This window comes from Janibacter sp. HTCC2649 (assembly GCF_000152705.1).
In the GTDB taxonomy this organism is placed as follows: Bacteria; Actinomycetota; Actinomycetes; order Actinomycetales; family Dermatophilaceae; genus Knoellia.
In genome coordinates this window covers 2,405,136-2,423,053 of record NZ_CH672413.1, presented here as the reverse complement: position 1 = coordinate 2,423,053, position 17,918 = coordinate 2,405,136, and the positions used below count along the sequence as shown (strand labels likewise).

At 69.6% G+C, this 17,918-nt stretch carries 18 protein-coding genes; 16 read left to right on the top strand and 2 right to left on the bottom strand.

All coding sequences use genetic code 11. The annotated features are described in order from the left end of the window. The first annotated feature begins 82 nt into the window (after positions 1-82). Complete coding sequence (locus JNB_RS11605) at positions 83-484, top strand: hypothetical protein (protein ID WP_009776662.1); 402 nt, start codon at positions 83-85, stop codon at positions 482-484. A gap of 14 nt (positions 485-498) precedes the next feature. Here JNB_RS11605 and JNB_RS11600 read toward each other — a convergent pair whose 3' ends face one another. After that, positions 499-1,689 carry a diacylglycerol kinase family protein gene (locus JNB_RS11600; protein ID WP_009776661.1) on the bottom strand — a complete coding sequence of 397 codons (1,191 nt, stop codon included), beginning with the start codon at positions 1,687-1,689 and terminating at the stop codon, positions 499-501. A gap of 66 nt (positions 1,690-1,755) precedes the next feature. Between JNB_RS11600 and JNB_RS11595 the strand changes: the two genes are divergently transcribed. The 8 genes from JNB_RS11595 to JNB_RS11560 all read left to right on the top strand — a co-directional run bounded on the left by JNB_RS11595 (position 1,756) and on the right by JNB_RS11560 (position 9,815). Further along, complete coding sequence (locus tag JNB_RS11595) at positions 1,756-2,277, top strand: DinB family protein (RefSeq protein WP_009776660.1); 522 nt, start codon at positions 1,756-1,758, stop codon at positions 2,275-2,277. After that, positions 2,274-3,599 (top strand): sodium:proton antiporter, encoded by a 1,326-nt coding sequence (locus JNB_RS11590; RefSeq protein WP_202795227.1) that lies wholly within the window; start codon positions 2,274-2,276, stop codon positions 3,597-3,599. Before JNB_RS11595 ends, JNB_RS11590 begins: the two co-directional genes overlap by 4 nt. 199 nt (positions 3,600-3,798) lie before the next feature. Continuing rightward, positions 3,799-5,079, top strand: coding sequence for a serine--tRNA ligase (gene serS, locus JNB_RS11585; RefSeq protein ID WP_009776658.1), 1,281 nt, complete (start codon positions 3,799-3,801; stop codon positions 5,077-5,079). Continuing rightward, a complete protein-coding gene (locus tag JNB_RS11580; RefSeq protein WP_009776657.1) occupies positions 5,076-5,507 on the top strand; it encodes a GNAT family N-acetyltransferase in 432 nt (143 codons plus the stop codon). Before serS ends, JNB_RS11580 begins: the two co-directional genes overlap by 4 nt. Before the next feature lie 61 nt (positions 5,508-5,568). Further along, positions 5,569-6,984, top strand: a complete 1,416-nt coding sequence (locus JNB_RS11575; protein WP_009776656.1) for a sensor histidine kinase — start codon at positions 5,569-5,571, stop codon at positions 6,982-6,984. Further along, the gene (locus JNB_RS11570; protein WP_040883740.1) at positions 6,968-7,708 is read left to right on the top strand and encodes a response regulator transcription factor; all 741 of its coding nucleotides are present in this window, start codon (positions 6,968-6,970) and stop codon (positions 7,706-7,708) included. Before JNB_RS11575 ends, JNB_RS11570 begins: the two co-directional genes overlap by 17 nt. Positions 7,709-7,743: 35 nt before the next feature. Further along, on the top strand, positions 7,744-8,649 hold the full coding sequence (locus JNB_RS11565; RefSeq protein WP_009776654.1) for an ABC transporter ATP-binding protein: 906 nt from the start codon (positions 7,744-7,746) through the stop codon (positions 8,647-8,649). Beyond that, positions 8,646-9,815: an ABC transporter permease gene (locus tag JNB_RS11560; protein ID WP_009776653.1), complete on the top strand. Its 1,170-nt coding sequence runs from the start codon at positions 8,646-8,648 to the stop codon at positions 9,813-9,815. The genes JNB_RS11565 and JNB_RS11560 overlap by 4 nt, the downstream gene beginning before the upstream one ends. A 12-nt stretch (positions 9,816-9,827) precedes the next feature. Here the strand turns inward: JNB_RS11560 and JNB_RS11555 are convergent, their stop codons facing one another. Then, positions 9,828-11,159 carry a DUF4232 domain-containing protein gene (locus tag JNB_RS11555; RefSeq protein ID WP_040883738.1) on the bottom strand — a complete coding sequence of 444 codons (1,332 nt, stop codon included), beginning with the start codon at positions 11,157-11,159 and terminating at the stop codon, positions 9,828-9,830. A gap of 166 nt (positions 11,160-11,325) precedes the next feature. On the opposite strand from JNB_RS11555, the gene JNB_RS11550 reads away from it, so the two are divergent. From JNB_RS11550 to JNB_RS11520, 7 genes are all read left to right on the top strand, one after another. Then, on the top strand, positions 11,326-12,381 hold the full coding sequence (locus JNB_RS11550) for an iron-siderophore ABC transporter substrate-binding protein (RefSeq protein ID WP_009776651.1): 1,056 nt from the start codon (positions 11,326-11,328) through the stop codon (positions 12,379-12,381). A 71-nt stretch (positions 12,382-12,452) separates the two neighbouring features. After that, on the top strand, positions 12,453-13,454 hold the full coding sequence (locus JNB_RS11545; RefSeq protein WP_009776650.1) for an iron ABC transporter permease: 1,002 nt from the start codon (positions 12,453-12,455) through the stop codon (positions 13,452-13,454). Between the two features lie 38 nt (positions 13,455-13,492). Further along, complete coding sequence (locus tag JNB_RS11540) at positions 13,493-14,587, top strand: iron chelate uptake ABC transporter family permease subunit (protein ID WP_009776649.1); 1,095 nt, start codon at positions 13,493-13,495, stop codon at positions 14,585-14,587. A gap of 2 nt (positions 14,588-14,589) precedes the next feature. Further along, positions 14,590-15,387: an ABC transporter ATP-binding protein gene (locus tag JNB_RS11535; protein WP_009776648.1), complete on the top strand. Its 798-nt coding sequence runs from the start codon at positions 14,590-14,592 to the stop codon at positions 15,385-15,387. Beyond that, complete coding sequence (locus JNB_RS11530; protein ID WP_009776647.1) at positions 15,384-16,226, top strand: siderophore-interacting protein; 843 nt, start codon at positions 15,384-15,386, stop codon at positions 16,224-16,226. The genes JNB_RS11535 and JNB_RS11530 overlap by 4 nt, the downstream gene beginning before the upstream one ends. A gap of 37 nt (positions 16,227-16,263) precedes the next feature. Continuing rightward, entirely contained in the window at positions 16,264-17,073 is an 810-nt protein-coding gene (locus JNB_RS11525; RefSeq protein WP_009776646.1) for an HAD family hydrolase, read from the top strand. Positions 17,074-17,078: 5 nt separating this feature from the next. After that, positions 17,079-17,897 (top strand): RNA methyltransferase, encoded by an 819-nt coding sequence (locus JNB_RS11520; protein WP_009776645.1) that lies wholly within the window; start codon positions 17,079-17,081, stop codon positions 17,895-17,897. Positions 17,898-17,918: the final 21 nt, after the last annotated feature.

Here is a 17,918-nt window from a genome sequence, read left to right as displayed (position 1 = left end):
GATCGGTGCGCGGTCCACGGCCACGTTTACCCTAGTGGTGCTTGTTGACGGGATTGGGTCGCGACGCGGAGGAGTTCACCAGATGGTGCAGCAGGAGCAGATGAGTCGCCAGAAGGGCACCCTCGTGGCGATCGGCGCCGCGGTCGGTGGAGTGCTGCTCGTGGCGCTCAGCGTGTTCCTGCAGACGACCGTCGACGACGAGGCGCAGAACGCCGTGGGTGTGTTCATCACCCTGGCCGTCGGGCTGGTCGTGCTCGGACTGGCCGCCGTGATCTTCAGTGGACTGCGGCACGGCAAGACCGCCCAGGGCCGTCAGCTGCTCACGGTCTGTTGGGTCGGGCTCGCCCTCGTCGGGCTCATCCTCACGGTCACGGGAGTGCTCAACTCGCAGCCGCCGTGGATGGCGTTCGCGATCGTGCCGCTCCTCGTCGTCGTCGCCCTGGTCAAGGACATCGGGCGGGTCCGGCGGATCGGCGAGCCGTAGCCGTTGCCGCTCGGTCAGACCTGCGTCGACACGGGCGCGTCGGTGCGCACGATGAGCGCCTTGGGGCGCACCTCGAAGCGGACCCGTTTGGCCTTGCCGATGACGTCTCCGTCGACCTCGACCATCTGCGGCTCGTCGAGCGACACGAGGATGGACTGGCAGCGATAGCGGTCGAGCTTGGGGTGGTTCTGCCCACGCTTGGCGAGGACGTGCACCGCGACACCTGCCCAGCCGACGATGCCCTTGGGCGTGATCGCCACGACGTCGAGGATGCCGTCATCGACCTCGGCGTCGGGCATGAGCGTGATGCCTCCGGTGAGCCGACCGCAGTTGCCGACGACGATGGTGCGCGCCGTGTGCGAGATCGGGTCGCCGCCGTCGATCCGCAACCGGGTGGCGAACCGTGCGTTGAGGAGGTTCTTGGCGCCACTCGCGACGTAGGCGCCCCACCCCATGCGCGCCTTCGCCTCCTCGGAGGTCGTGTGCATGATGCTCGCGTCGAGTCCGAGCCCGGCCATGACAAGGAACGCGTGCTGGTTCTCGGCGGGGTCCGATCCGTGCGTGTCGTCGGCGCCGACGTCGGGCTCGGTGGGGCCGTCGTTCTCGGGGTTGAGCTCCTCGTCGGAGGCCTGCTCGAACGTCGGGTCCATGGTCACCCAGCCGACGTCGATGTGCCGGTTGCGGCCGGTGAGGGCGACGTCGAGACCACCGACGATGTCGAGCGGCAGGCCGAGGTTGCGGCCCATGAGGTTGCCCGTGCCGGCGGGGATCAGGCCCATGGGCGTGGAGGTCCCCGTGAGGACGTGGGCCACGGTCCGCACGGTGCCGTCGCCGCCGATGGCGCAGATGAGGTCGACTCCCTCAGCCAGCGCCTCGCGGGTCTGACCGAACCCGGGGTCCTCGAGCGTGGTCTCGCGGATGATCGGTTCGTCCCAGTCGTCGTGGGCGAGCACGGTGTGCGTCACGAGGTCGCGAGCTGCCGTCACGTCGTCGAACTTCGTCGGGTTGATGATCACCGCGACCCGCTTCTTCGGCGGCAGGGGAGTGTCGTCATCCTGGGCCGGGCGGAACGACGACCGGGTCGGGCGCTTCGGCGAGGCGTGGCGTCCCTTGGACCGACTCATGCCGATCGCCAGCGTCACCCCGAGGAGGATGAGCAGCAAAAGGGCAGCGATCGTGACGATCGTGGGCCAGGAGTCGTTCACGACAGGGACCGTACCCCAAGGTCAGAGCCGTGCCAGCCGTATCTCGCCTCCGCCTAGTCTGTCGACATGAGTGAGATCGCCCCGGACGACAAGGACTGGACCTGGACCTTGGAGCGGGCCTGCCCGGATTGCGGGTTCGACGCCTCAGCGATCGGCGAAGCCGAGATCGCACGCCTTGTCACGGCATACACGACGCCGTGGACCGATGTGCTCGCCCGACCGGACTCGGCGACGCGACCGGACCCGACGACCTGGTCCCCGCTGGAGTACGCCTGTCACGTCCGCGACGTCTGCGATCTCTTCGCCGCGCGGGTGCGGCTCATGCTTGACGAGGACGGTGCGCGCTTCTCCAACTGGGACCAGGACGTCACCGCCGTCGAGAGCCGGTATGCCGAGCAGTCGCCGGCCGTCGTTGCCGAAGAGATCCCGGTCGCTGCGGCACGACTCAGCGAGGCGTATGCCGGCCTGTCCGGTTCCGATTGGGAGCGCCGGGGTCTGCGGTCCAACGGTTCCGAGTTCACCGTGCTGACCCTCGGGCGATATGGCCTGCACGACCTCAAGCACCACCTATGGGACGTTCGCGCGTGAGCGCTCCCTGGATCTACGTCGCCCTCGGGCTCGCGCTCTTCCTCGCTGTCATCCTTCCTCCCGTCCTCGACCGCTGGCGGGTCAATGCCCCCATGGTCCTCGTGACGCTTGGCCTGATCGTCGGTCTGCTCCCGGGGTTCCGAGACCTCGACCTCGATCCCGTTGCCCACGGTGCGGCCATCACACACATCACCGAGTTCACGGTGCTCGTCTCGCTCATGGGCGTGGGGCTTGCGCTCGACCGGCCGCTGAGCTTTCGTGACTGGGGGTCGTGGCGCAGCTGGTCCCCGACGTGGCGACTGCTCGGGATCGCGATGCCGCTGACCATCGCCGGCGTGGCCCTGCTCGCGTGGGGCCCGTTCGGGGTGGCGGCCCCGGCGGCGCTGCTGCTGGGCGCCGCGTTGGCTCCGACCGACCCGGTGCTCGCCTCCGACGTGCAGGTGGGCGGGCCCAACGCCGCCGACACCGCCGACGGTGAGGAGGAGCAGGTCGATGAGGAGGACGAGGTCCGCTTCGCCCTCACGAGTGAGGCAGGGCTCAACGACGGACTGGCCTTCCCGTTCGTCCACGCCGCGATCCTGCTCGCGACGGTCGGTGCCTTCTCGCAGTGGGGTGCGCACTGGGTGGCCTGGGAGGGAATCGGCAAGATCGCCCTCGGTGTGGCAGTGGGGGTGGCGATCGGCTGGGCCGTCACCCGGTTGGCGTTCACGGCTCGCTCCGAGGACCTGCGGTTCGCCGCGACCGGGGAGCCGCTCGTCGCGATCGCGGCGCTGCTGGCGACCTATGGCGCCGCCGAGGTCGTCGGTGGCTACGGGTTCCTCGCGGTCTTCACCTGCGCCATGGCCATCCGCAGCTTCGAGCGCGCGCACTCGTATCACCACGACATGCACGAGGTCATCGAACGCCTCGAGCGACTGCTGACCCTCGTCGTCCTGCTCTTCCTGGGGATGGCGCTGACGAACGGGCTGCTGGCGAACCTCGACTGGCAGGGGGTGACCCTGTCCCTGGCGCTGCTGCTCGTCATCCGCCCCTTGGCCGGCATGGCGTCCTTCATCGGGCACCGTCGGCAGCGTGGGGTCCAGGGCTTCGACAAACGGGAACGCGTCGTGGCCGCGTTCTTCGGCGTGCGCGGCATCGGTTCGCTCTTCTATCTCGCGTATGCCGCGACCCACGCCGACTTCCCCGAGGTCCGGTGGCTGTGGTCAGTGGTCGCCTTCACCGTCGTGGTGTCGGTCTATCTCCACGGCTTCACCGCCCCCTGGGCCATGGCCTGGCAGGAGCGCGGCGAGCAAGCCCGCCGCCGAGCCGACGCCCGCACCTGACCCGCCCGCTGCCAAGCCTTTCGGATTCGGCCGGGCTCCATTTGTGCGCGCCTGGCGCCGGCCGTGCAGAACGTGACGGGCCGCGCACCCATGGGGGCGCGGTTGGCGAAGAGGTGCGCGGCTCGCGCCAGCCGCGCAGAAGCTCTCGGCGGGGATATCTCGATCGAGTGACCCCTGACGCCCGACTAGGCTGGGCCGCGTGATTGATCTCAAGCTGCTCCGCGACAACCCCGACCGAGTGCGCGCCTCGCAGCGTGCCAGGGGTGAGGACGAGTCCGTCGTCGACGCCGTCCTGGCCGCGGAGGAGAAGCGCCGCAACAGTCTCACCGCGTTCGAGCAGCTGCGCGCCGAGCAGAAGGCCATGGGCAAGCAGGTCGCGCAGGCCCAGGGCGACGAGAAGCAGGCGCTCCTGGCACGCACCAAGGAGATCTCGGCCCAGGTCAAGCTCAACCAGACCACCGCCGACGAAGCTGCCGGCGAGCTCGACCGACTCCAGCGCAGCATCGGCAACGTCATCGAGGACGGCGTCCCGGTCGGTGGTGAGGACGACTACGTCGTACTCGAGACCATTGGCGCGCCCCGCGACTTCGCGGCCGAGGGCTTCGAGCCCAAGGACCACCTCACCCTCTTCGAGGGCCTCGACGCCCTCGACATGGAGCGCGGCGCCAAGGTGTCGGGCTCGCGCTTCTACTTCCTCAAGGGTGTCGGTGCGCGGCTCGAGATGGCGATGCTCCAGCTCGCGATGACCAAGGCCATCGAGGCCGGCTTCGTCCCGATGATCACGCCGACCCTCGTCAAGGCCGAGGTCATGGCCGGCGCCGGCTTCATCGACCACCACGCCGACGAGGTCTACCGCCTCGAGGCCGACGACCTCTACCTCACCGGCACGAGCGAGGTGGCGCTCGCGGGCTACCACGCCGACGAGATCATCGACCTGGCCAAGGGTCCGATCCGCTTCGCCGGGCAGTCGACCTGCTACCGCCGCGAGGCCGGGAGCTACGGCAAGGACACCCGCGGCATCATCCGCGTCCACCAGTTCAACAAGATCGAGATGTTCGTCTACTGCCGTCCCGAGGACGCGACCGATGAGCACCAGAAGCTCCTCGCCTTCGAGAAGGAGATGCTCGACCTCATGGAGCTGCCCTACCGCGTCATCGACACCGCAGCCGGTGACCTCGGTGGCCCGGCCGCGCGCAAGTTCGACTGTGAGGCGTGGGTTCCGACCCAGGAGAAGTACCGCGAGCTGACGTCGACGTCCAACTGCACGACGTTCCAGGCGCGGCGTCTCAAGACGCGCTACCGCGTCAGTGGTGATGGTGGCGCCGGACCCACGGACACTGCGGCGACGCTCAACGGCACCCTGGCCACCACCCGCTGGCTCGTCGCAATCCTCGAGAACCACCAGCAGGCCGACGGCTCCATCACCGTCCCGGCCGCGCTGCGTCCCTTCATCGGTCTCGACGTCCTCACCCCCGCGTGACCATCGAGGGCCGCCCGGGTTATCGCCTGAACCCGACAGCACCCTCCCTCGAGGCGTACCGCGAGCTTCGTCGAGCGGCGGGCCTCTCGGTCAAGTCGTTGGCGCAGGCCGCCGGGGCAGTCCAGGGCTCCTGGGTGGCCTGCCACGTCGTGGACGAATCGACGGGTGAAGCGGTTGCCATGGGCCGAGTGATCGGTGACGGCGGCTGGTACTTCCACATCGCCGACATGGCCACGCACCCCGACCACCAGCGGCTCGGGCTGGGCGCCTGGGTGATGACGTGGCTGCTTGACTCCATCCGCGCGGCAGTCGACGACGAGCCCTATGTGACCCTCATGGCCGACGAGCCAGGTCGCCCGCTCTACCGACGCTTCGGCTTTCGGGAGTCGGCGCCGACCTCGATCGGGATGAAGCTGGCATCGCCCTGAGGGTGCGTCTCCGTCGCAGGACGGATCCGCCGACGGCGTCTCCGTCCCTAGGCTGAGGGGTATGCCGTCCGCCCGCCGTTCGCTGTCGACTCGCGTCGGCGAGTTCTTCGCGATCGACGACGACTGGGAACGGCCCGCGTCACCGATCGGGCGGCGCGACTGGCTCGTCGGCATCGTGCTGTCGGTGGCCGGCATCCTCTTCCTCGAGCTGGCCCGCAGCGTCGTCGAGATCCACGCCGGCGGCCAGCCCTTGTGGGTGCAGTGGGCCGCAATCGTCTCGGGCGCGATGCTCATGGTCTGGCGTCGGCAGCACCCGATCCTCGTCGGGGTGCTCGCGGCCGGCCACATGTTCATCGTCGGCGTCACGATGCCGATGGTCATGGCCCAGCTGGCCCTGCAGACCGTCTACTTCGTCGCGATCTATGCGGCCGTCGCCTACGCCCGGCACCGGCGCTCGGCCCTGCTCGTCGTCGCGGGCATCACCGTCTTCATGTTGTTGTGGGTGGGCTGGCAGCTCGCTCTCGGTGGCGGTCTCGCCGAGATGACGGAGGACTCGGTCGCCGACGGGGCCGACGGTTGGTTCAGCCCCAACGTCGGGGCAGTCGCCACGACGGTGGCCGTCAACGCCTTCTACTTCGTCGGGGCCATCCTCGTCGGGCAGATCGCCTGGCGAGGTGCCCGGCAGCGCGCCCGCCTCGAGGAGCAGGCGCAGACCATCGCCCGTCAGGCCGACTCGCTGAAGCGCCGGGCCGTCGTCGACGAGCGGCTGCGCATCGCCCGCGAACTCCACGACGTCGTCGGCCACCACGTCTCCGTCATCGGGATCCAGGCCGCGGCAGCCAGGCGGGTCATCGACAAGCGCCCGGACGAGGCGGCCAAGGCCCTGAGCCAGATCGAGGAGAGCTCGCGCGATGCGGTCTCGCAGATGCGCAGCCTCCTCGGGACCTTGCGTGACATCCAGGAGACCGCCGACGTCGACGATGCTGCAGCAACTGAACAGGTCCGGAGCAAGCGTGCAAAGGGGCCCGCCGCTCAACCTTCGCGCAGTCCCGAGCCGGGTCTCACGGACCTGCCGGCGCTGGTGGCCGAGCGCACCGCGAACGGCCTGACGACGGCATACGAGCTGGTCGAAACACGCGAGGGTGCGCACGCACGCGTCGCGCCACCCATCGCCCTCACGCTCTACCGGATCACCCAGGAAGCCCTGGCCAACATCACGCGGCACTCCACAGCGACCACCTCCGATGTCGTCCTGCGTGTGGTCGAGGACGCGCCCGCAGGTGCCTACGCGGAGGTCGAGGTGCTCGACAACGGGCGGGCGCGGGTCGGGACCTCGGGCACAGGACTTGGACAGCTCGGCATGCGTGAGCGCGCGGCCTCGCACAAGGGCACGGTCGAGATCGGCGCCCGGCCAACGGGTGGATACCGTGTGCGAGTGCGAATTCCGTTGGGGGAGTTGGATGTTGCCAGTATCTGAGTCGACCGCTCCCATCAGGGTGCTCATCGTCGACGACCAGCACCTCGTGCGCTCCGGGTTCACGATGATGCTCTCGGTCGAGGACGACATCGAGGTCGTGGGGGACGTCCAGAACGGCCAACTCGCTCTCACGGCCGCCCATGAACTCGCACCCGACGTCATCCTCATGGACGTGCAGATGCCTGTGATGGACGGCATCGAGGCGACGCGCGCCATCGTGGCGGCCGACCTCGGCCGGGTCGTCATGCTCACGACCTTCGACCGCGACGACTACCTCTTCGATGCTTTGCGCGCCGGCGCGAGCGGCTTCCTGCTCAAGAACTCCGACCCCGAGCAGCTCGTCGACGCGATCCGCTCCGTCGCCGGTGGGCACGCCCTCCTCGCGCCCGAGGTGACGACGCGGGTCATCGCGGCGATGGTCGGGACGGGCGCGGGCGCTGCCGCCGCAACCGCGACCCCCGGCACCGGCTCGACGTCCCCCGGCTCGGCCGACCAGATCTCCCGCCTCACCGACCGTGAGCTCGAGGTCCTCATCCTCATGGGTCGCGGCCGCTCCAACGCCGAGATCGCTGCCGACCTCTTCCTCGGCGAGGCGACCATCAAGACGCACGTGTCGAACTGCCTGGCCAAGCTCCATCTGCGTGACCGGGTCCAGGCCGTGGTCTTCGCCTACGAGGTGGGTCTCATCCGTCCGACGGAGAGCGGCAGTCACCCGCACGGCTGATCCGCCTCCTGCCGCCTCCACCTAGCGTTGAGGCCATGACAGACAGACGGCACGAAGCGCTCATCGAGGTCGACGGACTCAGCCGCTCCTTCGGGGACCTCAGGGCCGTCGACAACGTGAGCTTCACCGTCCCGGGCGGGCTCATGACCGGCTTCGTCGGGGGCAACGGCGCGGGCAAGACGACGACCATGCGGATGATCATGGGGCTGCTCGCCACCCACGCCGGTGAGGTCCGGTGGGACGGGCGCCCGATGACGGCGACCGACCGTCGCAGCGTCGGCTACATGCCCGAGGAGCGCGGTCTCTATCCCAAGCAGAAGGTCCTCGACCAGCTCGTCTATCTCGGTGAGCTCTCCGGCATGAAGGCGGGCGCCGCCAAGGCCGCGGTCATGGACAACCTCGCCCGCTTCGGCCTCGAGGACCGCTCTGGCGAGAAGGTCGAGAAGCTCTCTCTCGGCAACCAGCAGCGCGTCCAGATCATCGCCGCGCTCATGACTCAGCCTCAAGCGCTGATCCTCGACGAGCCGTTCTCAGGCCTCGACCCGCAGGCTGTCGACTCCATGGTCGACCTCCTGCGCGAACACACCGCCCGCGGCATCCCGGTCCTCTTCAGTTCCCACCAGCTCGACCTCGTCGAACGACTCTGCGACCGTCTCGTCGTGCTGTCCAAGGGGCGCGTCGTCGCGGCCGGGACCGTCGCCGAGCTGCGCAACCGCGGGACCGAGCGCTACCGGATCACGCTGGGAGGTGACGCGGGCTGGGTCCGCGACCTGTCCGGCATACACGTCCATGACGTCGACGGGAGCAGCGCGCTCCTCGAGTTCAACGACGACCGCGCCCGACCCGCGTTGTTGCGCGCCGCCGTCGACCGGGGTGACGTCCTCGACTTCACCCGCCAGGTCCCTGCCCTGTCCGAGATCTACCGTGAGGTGACGGCATGAAGTCGACCGCGTGGCTGATCGTGGCTCGCCGCGAGATCATCAGCAAGCTCACCGACCGTGCCTTCATCTTGGGCACGCTCGGACTCATCGCCATCCTGGCCGCCGTCTTCGGGGTGCAGGCGTTTGTGGCGAACAAAGCGACGGAGTATGCCGTCGTCACGAGTTCCAGCGCGGCGCACCAGATGGCGCAGGAGGTCAAGACGGTCGCGGAGGCCGACGACGACAAGACGACGGTCAGGCTGACGACGGTCGGGGACGATGCCGCTGCCACCTCGGCCGTGAAGAACGACGACGCCACGGCGTGGCTGCACGAGGGGGCCGACGGGTGGGTCCTCACGGGCCGCGACGAGGTTCCGGGTGACCTCACGCGGGCCGCCACCGACGCGATCCGGGATGCCACCCTCACGACGAATGCGGCCGCGGCCGACACCACCGTTGCCGAGCTCACGAGCGGATCGGCTGTCACCACAGGCATTCTCGAAGGTGATGCCGACCGCGCGGGCGTGGCCCAGGTCGTCGGGTTCGCGCTGGCGATGATGTTCTACCTGGCCTCGTTCACGTTCGGGCTGGCGCTCGCCAACAGCGTCGTCGAGGAGAAGGCCAGCCGCATCGTCGAGATCATCACCACCAAGATCTCGGTCCGCGAGCTCCTGGCCGGCAAGGTCATGGGCAACCTCGCCCTGGCCTTCGCGCAGATGGCGTTGTTCGTCGGGGTCGGGCTGATCGGACTGACGTTCACGGAGTACGACCGGTTCCTGCCGATGATCTCCGGTGCCGTCGGGTGGTTCGTCATCTTCTTCGTCGTCGGCTTCGGGCTGGTCGCGTGCCTGTGGGCCGTGGCCGGGGCCCTGGCCAGTCGGACCGAGGACGTGCAGTCGACCTCGACCCCGCTCACCATGCTGACGATGGCGATGTTCTTTGCTGCGCTGCTCGTCGACGGGACCGCCAAGACGGTGCTGTCGTTCGTGCCGCCGTTCTCGTCGATCATCATGCCGATGCGGGTCCTCGAGGGGACGGCCCCGTGGTGGCAGGCGCTCGTGGCCCTGGCGATCCTCATGGCGTCGGCCGGGCTCATCGTCCGTGCGGCCGCGCGGCTCTACCAGCGCTCGCTGCTCCAGACGACGGGTCGACTCAGCATCAAGCAGGCGTGGTCCACGCCGACGTGACCGGGCTCGTGACTACTCGCGGGTGACGGCCACCCAGCGGCCGGTGACGAGCTGGCCAGGTCTGTCCTGGACTGCGGTCGTGACTCGTGCCTCCACCTGGTCGCCGGGTCGCAGCACGGTCACCGGCGTTTGCGCGAATCCCGCGAGGGCCGCGAGGTCCTGGAAGGCCGGCCCGTCGCCTCGACCGAACCTGCAGGCGGCCGCTCCGATGTTGATGACGGACACGGTGGGCGGTGCGGGTGCACTGCCGCTCGTTCCGGGCTCCTTGCGCGTCTGGGCCGCGAGGTCGTCGGGATGGCACGGTGCCACGATGTCCACTGCTGCGGGCGTTCGGTCCTCGGCTCGCACGCCGTAGCCCGGTGACTGCCAGTTGCCGATCCGCAGCGTCTCGCCGACGTCCGAGCGCACCGGGCTCCCGTCTGCTGCGTTGGTGACCCGCACCGGCAGCGCTCCCGAGGGCAGGGTGAGGGTGATCCGCTGGGCCGTCGGGCCGACCTTCTGGCTGGGCCGCCACGAGACGGGCGACGTGACCGACTGCCGGGGCGCCAGCGCGACCTCGCTCTGCTGGGGAGCCCGACCCGTTGACGGTGGGGCTCCACCCTGGTTCACCGCCAGGCGCAACGGACCCCGAACGACGCACGGCGACGATGAAGTGTTGACGACGCGGAGCTCGGCCTCGTCGGTGTTGCCGGCCGTCGAGAGCAGTTCGAGCGACACCGCGATCTCGTCCTCGAGGCACGGTGCCGGTGGGGCGGTCGCCGCGGTCGGTCGGTAGAGCCCGGCGGGGCCGCCGACGCGCGCCGGGCTGCCGATGAGCAGGCTCCCCTCGTCCGGGGCGTCGTGGTCGAGCGTGGGTGCCGAGTCGGCGTCCTCCGAACCCACCGCCGGTTCCTCGGGTGTCCCGCGAGGGCACCTCACCACGGTGGGCCGGAAGCCAGCCTCGGCCAAGTCGACACCCAGCTGTGCGCAGTAGCGATGCCACCGCGGCACGTCATCCGTGAACGGATCAGCGCCGCTGCTGCGCTCCCAGACCGCCAGCGCGACGGGCACGTCGTCGCCGAGACGCTGGCCCCTGCCCTGGTAGGTCGCGTAGCGAAGGTCGGCCCCGATGGTGCTCTGGACGACGGTCGGGTATGCCGCCCGCACCAGTCCCGTGAGCTGCTCCCGGTCCGAGACGTGGGCGCCCGCGAGCGCACTGTCGAGCGCCTGGGCGAGCTGCCGGACGGCCGACTCTGCCACGCGGTCTCGCGCTGGTGCGTCGAGCGAGCAGGCCGCCAGCAACGGACCGAGAACGAGGGCGCCGAGGGTCATGACGACGGCTGAGGAAGATCGCCGAGCCGCCATGCGGACATCGTGCCAAGGCCGGAACTGCCTTTCACGGCGACCCGTGAGGGCTTCACAGTTCTTTCACGATGTGAAGGGGATTTGACAAGGTAAGCCTTACCTAAATTAGGTTGGCCTTACTGACCTCGCCGCTGCGTTGTTCGCAGCCCTGACCCCAGAAGGCCTGATGTTCACACGCCGCTCCCTCGTCGCCGCCGCTGCCACCGGCGCCGTCGCGCTCGCCCTCACCGCCTGCTCCACTGGCCCGACCTCTCAGGCGAGCGCCGACCCGGCGACCTCGACCTCTGCCGCCGTGGACAAGGACGCGTTCCCCACGACGATCAAGCACGCCTTCGGCGAGACCACGATCGCCGCCGAGCCCAAGCGCGTGGCCACCGTCGGGTGGAACGACCAGGACATCGTCGTCTCGCTCGGGGTCCTGCCGGTGGGTGCCACCAAGATCACCTGGGGCGGCAACGCCAAGGGCTCGACCGACTGGTTCGACGCGGGGGTCGCCAAGCTCGACGCCACCGCCGAGATCACCCGCTACGACGACACGGCCGGTGTCCCGCTCGACAAGATCGCGGCGACCAGGCCGGACCTCATCCTCGGGGTCAACTCGGGCATCACGCAGGAGGACTACGACAAGCTCTCCAAGATCGCACCGACGGTGGCCTACCCGGGCGCGGCCTGGGGCACGTCGTGGGAGGACAGCGTCAAGGTCGTCGGCCAGGCCCTGGGTCGCTCGAGCGCCGCGACCAGGATCGCCGCCGACACGAACAAGCTGATCGACGACGCCGTCGCGAAGTACCCCCGGATCAAGGGCAAGTCCGCCGCCTGGGCCTGGTTCACGCCGACCGACCTGTCCGTCGTCAGCCTCTACACGAGCAGCGACCTGCGCCCGCAGATCCTGCGCCGCTTCGGCATGGTCGACGCCCCCACCGTTGCGGCACTGAGCAAGGGCAACAACCAGTTCAGCGCCAACCTCTCGGCCGAGAAGTCCTCCACCCTCGCCGCCGACGCCCTGATCTTCTACGTCGACGACGCCAAGCAGGTCGACACACTCAAGGCGCACCCGCTCCTCGGCCAGATCCCGGCGCTCAAGAGCAACCACTACGTCGCGAGCGCCGACAACGCCACGGCCCTGACGATGTCGTCGCCGTCGCCGCTCTCGATGCCGGTCGCGCTCGAGAAGTTCCTGCCCAAGATCGCCTCGGCCGTGGACGGAACCCCGGCTCAGTGACGGTCCGGGCCACCACCGCGCCCGGTAGGCAGCACCCCAAGCCGGCGGCCCCGGCTCACCTCTCAGGGAAGGTGAGCCGGGGCGGTCGCCTCCCCGTCGCCGTGATCGTCCTCGGGGGCGCGCTCGCAGTCGGGGTCGCCGCGGCCGTGTCGCTGCTCGTCGGCACCCAGTCGGTCGCGCCGTCCGACATCGTCGCGGCACTACTCGGCAACCCGGTCACGGAGCAGGTCAGCGGCATCGTCGACTCCCGCATCGACCGCACCCTCATCGGCCTCGTCGTGGGGGCTGCCGTCGGCATCTGCGGCGTCGTGCTCCAGGGCCTCACCCGCAACCCGCTCGCCGAGCCGGGCATCCTCGGCATCAACTCGGGAGCCGCGCTGGCCGTGGTCATCGGCATCAAGCTCTTCGCCCTGTCGAGCGTCGGCGGCTACGTCTGGTTCGCCCTCATCGGAGCGGTGGTCACCGCGGTCGTCGTCCAGGTCCTCGCGCTTCTCGCGCCCGTGCGGGCCCAGCCAGTGACCATGGCGCTCGCGGGCGCCGCCGTCATGGCCACCTCGACGAGCATCGTCGGCGCCATCCTCGTCTCCGACCAAGGCGCCCTCGACGTCTTCCGCTTCTGGCAGGTCGGCTCGGTCGCCGGCCGCGACGCCGGGATCATCGTCGACGTCGCGCCCTTCCTCGTCATCGGCTTCGCGCTGTCGCTCGCGTCGGGGTCGCTCCTCAATGCGGTCGCCCTCGGTGACGACCTCGCGCGCGGCCTCGGCCAACGCGTCCTGCTCCACCGGCTCCTCGCGGCGACCGGCGCGATCCTTCTCGCAGCTGCGGCGACGCCGCTCGCCGGACCCATCGCCTTCGTCGGCCTCGTCGTTCCTCACGTCGTGCGTGCCGTCGTCGGGCCCGACCACCGCCGCATCCTCCTCGGCACCCTCTTCGCCGGACCCGTGCTCGTCGTCGTCGCCGACACCATCGGCCGCGTCGTCGCAGCGCCGAGCGAGGTCCAGGCGGGCATCGTGTGTGCCGTCGTCGGCGCCCCCTTCCTCGTGGCCCTCGTCCGGAGGATGAACGTCGCATGAGCCGGGGCCGACAAGCAGTCGAGAGGAGAGAACACGCCGTGAGCGCACCGGCATACGCGGCGGGTTCTCGCCTCTCGACCGACGGCTCCGGGAACGCGGTCGCTCTCGACACCGTCACGACGCTGCGCGCCGTGCGGCGTGGAGTGCGTCGCCGACAGCTGCTGCTCCTCCTCGGGCTCGGTGCCCTCGTCGTCGCGCTGTTTTTGACCCGAGCGCTTCTGGGCGACTACCGCGTGTCGTTCGTGGACGGCATACGCATGATCTCCGGGACGACGATCCCCGGTGCGTCGTTCATCTTCATGGAGTCCACGCTTCCCCGCGCCTGCATGTCCGTCCTCGCCGGCGCGGCGTTCGCCTCGGCCGGCGCGGCCTTCCAGTCGATGCTCCGCAACCCGCTCGCGAGCCCGGACGTTCTCGGGATCAATCTCGGCGCGAGTGCCGCAGCCGTTTTCGCTGTCGTCCTGCTCGGCTGGACGGGTATGCCGGTCGCGCTCGTCGCGTTCGCCGGTGCGGTTGTCGTCGCGCTCACCATCCACGCCTTCGCCGGTCGTGGGGGAGCGGCGACCGGTCGGATGATCCTCGTCGGAGTCGGCCTCGCCGCCGTCCTCAGCTCGGTCGTGCACTGGGTGCTGCTGCGGGCCGACATCTATCGCGCGCAGGACGCCCTCGTCTGGCTCACCGGCAGCCTCGGCTCGGTCTCCTGGGGGGAGATCGCCCGGCTCGGAACCGTTGTCGTCATTGGTCTTCCGCTCCTCACCGCCGTGACCCGGCAACTCGGCGTCCTCGGCCTCGGCGACGACCTGGCCGCGGGCCTCGGGGTTCGCGCCCATCGGCTGCGGATCATGATCACCGCCCTCGTGGTCCTGCTCACCGCGTCGGCCACTGCGGTGTGTGGGCCGATCGCGTTCGTCGGCTTCCTCAGTGGCCCGATCGCGCGACGTCTCAGCAAGGGCCGCACGTCCATCCCCGCAGCCGCCCTCGTCGGGGCCGCCATGGTGCTGGCCGCCGACTACATCAGCGCATACGCCGATCCCGGCACGGCCTACCCCGTGGGTGTCGTGACCGGCCTCGCTGGCGCCCCTGTCCTCGTCTGGCTGCTCATCGCCGGCCGCCGATCGATCCAGGAGAAGTAGCCATGACCGCCACCCTCGCCGCAGAGGCACTGACTCTGGCCTATGACAAGCGCGTCATCATCGAGGGCCTCGACCTCGCCGTGCCCACGGGTCGGGTGACCGCCATCGTCGGACCCAACGGGTGCGGCAAGTCGACGCTGCTCCGTGGACTCTCGCGCCTGCTGCCACCGAGCGCCGGGCGCGTCCTCCTCGACGGCACCGTCATCGGTGACCTCCCCACCAAGGACGTGGCCAAGCGGCTCGGCCTGCTGCCGCAGCAGCCGATCGTCCCCGAGGGCATCACCGTCGTCGAACTCGTCGAGCGCGGGCGCCACCCCCACCACGGCCTCTTCAAGCAGTGGTCCCGTGAGGACGAGTCGATCGTCGCCCGTGCCCTCGAGGTGACCGAGCTCGTCCACCTCGCTGGCATCCCCGTCGACAGCCTCTCCGGCGGACAGCGTCAGCGCGCCTGGATCGCGATGGCCCTCGCGCAACGCACCCAGGTGCTGCTGCTCGACGAGCCGACGTCCTTCCTCGACATCGCCCACCAGATCGACGTCCTCGAGCTCGTGCGCGACCTCAACGCCACCGAGGGCACGACCGTCGTCATGGTCCTGCACGACCTCGCCATGGCCGCGCGCTACGCCGACCACCTCGTCGCCATGTGCGACGGCGTGATCGTCGCCGAGGGCCCACCAGCCCGGATCGTCACCCCAGAGGTCATCGAGTCGGTCTTCGGGATCGCGGCGTCCGTCGTCGCCGACCCCACCACCGGTGACCCCGTCGTCATCCCCCACCGCAGGAAGCGAGAGAAGTCATGACCGTTCTCGACCGGGTCGCCATGAAGGCCGCCACCGCCTATGCCCGCCTCACCATGGCCTCACCCATCTATCGCGACGAGGAGTCGCAGTTCGAGATGACGGTCACCGCAGTGAGTGGCCTCGGCGGTGGCATGCGTCGAATCACCTTCTCCGCAGACGACTTCGGCGACTTCCGTCGTGTCGGCTGTGATGAGTACCTCGGACTCCTCATGCCGCGCGCGGGCGCCGCGCTCACCCTCCCCGACGGTTCCCGCGAGAACGTCCGCGCCGCCATCGCCGACATGCCGGAGGCCGAGCGCCCTGACCTGCGTTGGTACACCGTCCGCGCCCACCACGCCGTCAACAGGACCATCGACGTCGACATCGTCACCCACGGCGACTCCGGCCCCGGCTCCGCGTGGGCCTGCGCAGCCCAGGTGGGCGACCGCGTCGGGTTCCGTTCCGGTGGTGCCCTCTTCCGCGGCCACGAGTGCGACGGCCCGGTGCTCCTCGTCGCCGACGAGACCGCCCTGCCCGCGCTCGCGGCCATCGTCGACGCGCACCCGACCGTTCTGGACCGAGCCACGATCCACGTGGAGGTGGCCGACCCGGCCATCCTCGCGGCATACGCCTTCGGCGGAGCCGACGTCACGGTGCACGTGCGCACGGATGGTGTCCCGGGATCCGTCGTCCTTCCGGCGTTGCAGGGCGCGAAGCTCGGCAAGCTCGACTACGCGTGGATCTGCGGTGAGTCCGGCATGGTCACCGAGGGCCGTCGCCACCTCGTCAAGGTCGTGGGAGTGGACCGGCGCCAGGTCCTGTTCTCCGGCTACTGGAAGCTCGGGCAGGAACGCGGCTGAGCAAACGGGTGACGGTCGGCCTCGATAGGTTGGCGCCATGACGGTCACCCCACACCTCGTCGCGCTCGACGTCGACGGCACGACGATCAACCACGCCGGCGAGATGTCGCCGGTCGTCCACGACGCCGTGCGCGCCGTCGCCGACGCGGGTCATCACGTCACGATCGCGACCGGCCGGTCGATCGTCGCGACGATGCCGATCCTTGCGCTGCTCGGGATCGAGACCGGGTATGCCGTGTGCTCCAACGGCGCTGTCACCCTGCGTCTCGATCCGGGTCTCGAGGGCGGCTACGAGATCATCGAGGCCGTGACGTTCGATGCGGCGCCCGCCCTCAACCTGCTCAAGGACGCCTGGCCCGACGCAGTTGTCGCGGTCGAGGAGCTCGGCGTCGGCTTCAAGGTCAGCGGGCACTTCCCCGACGGTGAGCTCGGTGGGGAGCAGCGCGTCGTGCCGTGGGACGAGCTCCTCGCCCACCCCGTGACCCGCGTGACCTTCCGCGACCCGACGGGCACGGCCGAGGACTTCATGAACCTCGCCGAACGGATCGGCCTGCACGGGGTCAACTACGCCGTCGGGTTCACGGCCTGGCTCGACATCAACCCCGAGGGTGTGAGCAAGGGCTCCGCGCTGGAACTCGTGCGGCGTCACCTCGGTGTGGAACCGGCATACACGGTCGCCGTGGGCGATCAGCGCAACGATCTCGAGATGCTCCACTGGGCCGCCCGTGGAGTCGCGATGGGCAATGCGCCCGACGAGGTCAAGGCCGTCGCGGACGAGACCACTCTTGATGTCGACGACGACGGCCTCGTGCCCGTGCTCCGTTCGCTGCTGCCGGAAGGACAATGACGGGTATGCCGTCCCGTCCCGATCTCGAGATCACCTCACCTGCCAACCCCCGCCTCAAGCAGCTCGTGGCGTTGCGTCGTCGCCGGGCGCGCGACGAGGCCCGGGTGACGGTCGTCGAGGGCTTCGAGGAGCTGGGGCTGGCGCTCGACGCCGGGGTGCGACCGCGGACGGTGTTCTACTCGCCGGAGCTCATGCTCGATGCCGCCGAGCAGCTGAAGGTCGTGGACGGGGCTCGTGCGGCGGGCGTCGAGACGATCAAGGTGTCGCGGTCGGCGTTCGAGAAGGTCGCCTACCGGGAGGGGCCGGACGGGTTCATCGCGTTGGTTCCGTCAGTCCGGGCCGGGCTCGCGGATCTCAAGCTGCCTTCCTCGCCACTGCTCCTCGTGTGTGAGGGCCTGGAGAAGCCGGGCAACCTCGGGGCCATGCTCCGCACCGCCGACGCCGCCGGCGTCGACGCCGTCATCGCCGTCGACCCCGTCACCGACTGGGGCAACCCCAACGTCGTGCGTGGGTCCAAGGGCACGGTCTTCTCGATCCCGGTGGCGAGCGCAACGCTCGGTGAGACGATCGACTGGCTGCGGGAGGGCGGCATACGCCTCATCGCGACCACCCCCGACACGGAGACGCTGCACACCGATGCAGACCTCACCGGAGGTGTCGCGATTGCCGTCGGCACCGAGAAGTTCGGGCTGACCGATGAGGCACTTCGGGCGGCTGACCTGCGGGTTCGCATTCCCATGCACGGACAGGTGAATTCACTCAACGCGTCCGCGGCCGCGGCGATCGTTGTCTACGAGGCCGTGCGCCAGCGGAGATCTACTTGACCGCTCAACTGTCTGGTCACT

Bases quoted from the DNA above. Each gene is read 5' to 3' on its own strand.
- JNB_RS11605 (WP_009776662.1), top strand. From the start codon at position 83: ATGGTGCAGCAGGAGCAGATGAGTCGCCAGAAGGGCACCCTCGTGGCG.
- JNB_RS11595 (WP_009776660.1), top strand. From the start codon at position 1,756: ATGAGTGAGATCGCCCCGGACGACAAGGACTGGACCTGGACCTTGGAG.
- JNB_RS11575 (WP_009776656.1), top strand. From the start codon at position 5,569: ATGCCGTCCGCCCGCCGTTCGCTGTCGACTCGCGTCGGCGAGTTCTTC.
- JNB_RS11570 (WP_040883740.1), top strand. From the start codon at position 6,968: ATGTTGCCAGTATCTGAGTCGACCGCTCCCATCAGGGTGCTCATCGTC.
- JNB_RS11565 (WP_009776654.1), top strand. From the start codon at position 7,744: ATGACAGACAGACGGCACGAAGCGCTCATCGAGGTCGACGGACTCAGC.
- JNB_RS11560 (WP_009776653.1), top strand. From the start codon at position 8,646: ATGAAGTCGACCGCGTGGCTGATCGTGGCTCGCCGCGAGATCATCAGC.
- JNB_RS11555 (WP_040883738.1), bottom strand. From the start codon at position 11,159: ATGGCGGCTCGGCGATCTTCCTCAGCCGTCGTCATGACCCTCGGCGCC.
- JNB_RS11550 (WP_009776651.1), top strand. From the start codon at position 11,326: ATGTTCACACGCCGCTCCCTCGTCGCCGCCGCTGCCACCGGCGCCGTC.
- JNB_RS11535 (WP_009776648.1), top strand. From the start codon at position 14,590: ATGACCGCCACCCTCGCCGCAGAGGCACTGACTCTGGCCTATGACAAG.
- JNB_RS11530 (WP_009776647.1), top strand. From the start codon at position 15,384: ATGACCGTTCTCGACCGGGTCGCCATGAAGGCCGCCACCGCCTATGCC.
- JNB_RS11525 (WP_009776646.1), top strand. From the start codon at position 16,264: ATGACGGTCACCCCACACCTCGTCGCGCTCGACGTCGACGGCACGACG.
- JNB_RS11520 (WP_009776645.1), top strand. From the start codon at position 17,079: ATGCCGTCCCGTCCCGATCTCGAGATCACCTCACCTGCCAACCCCCGC.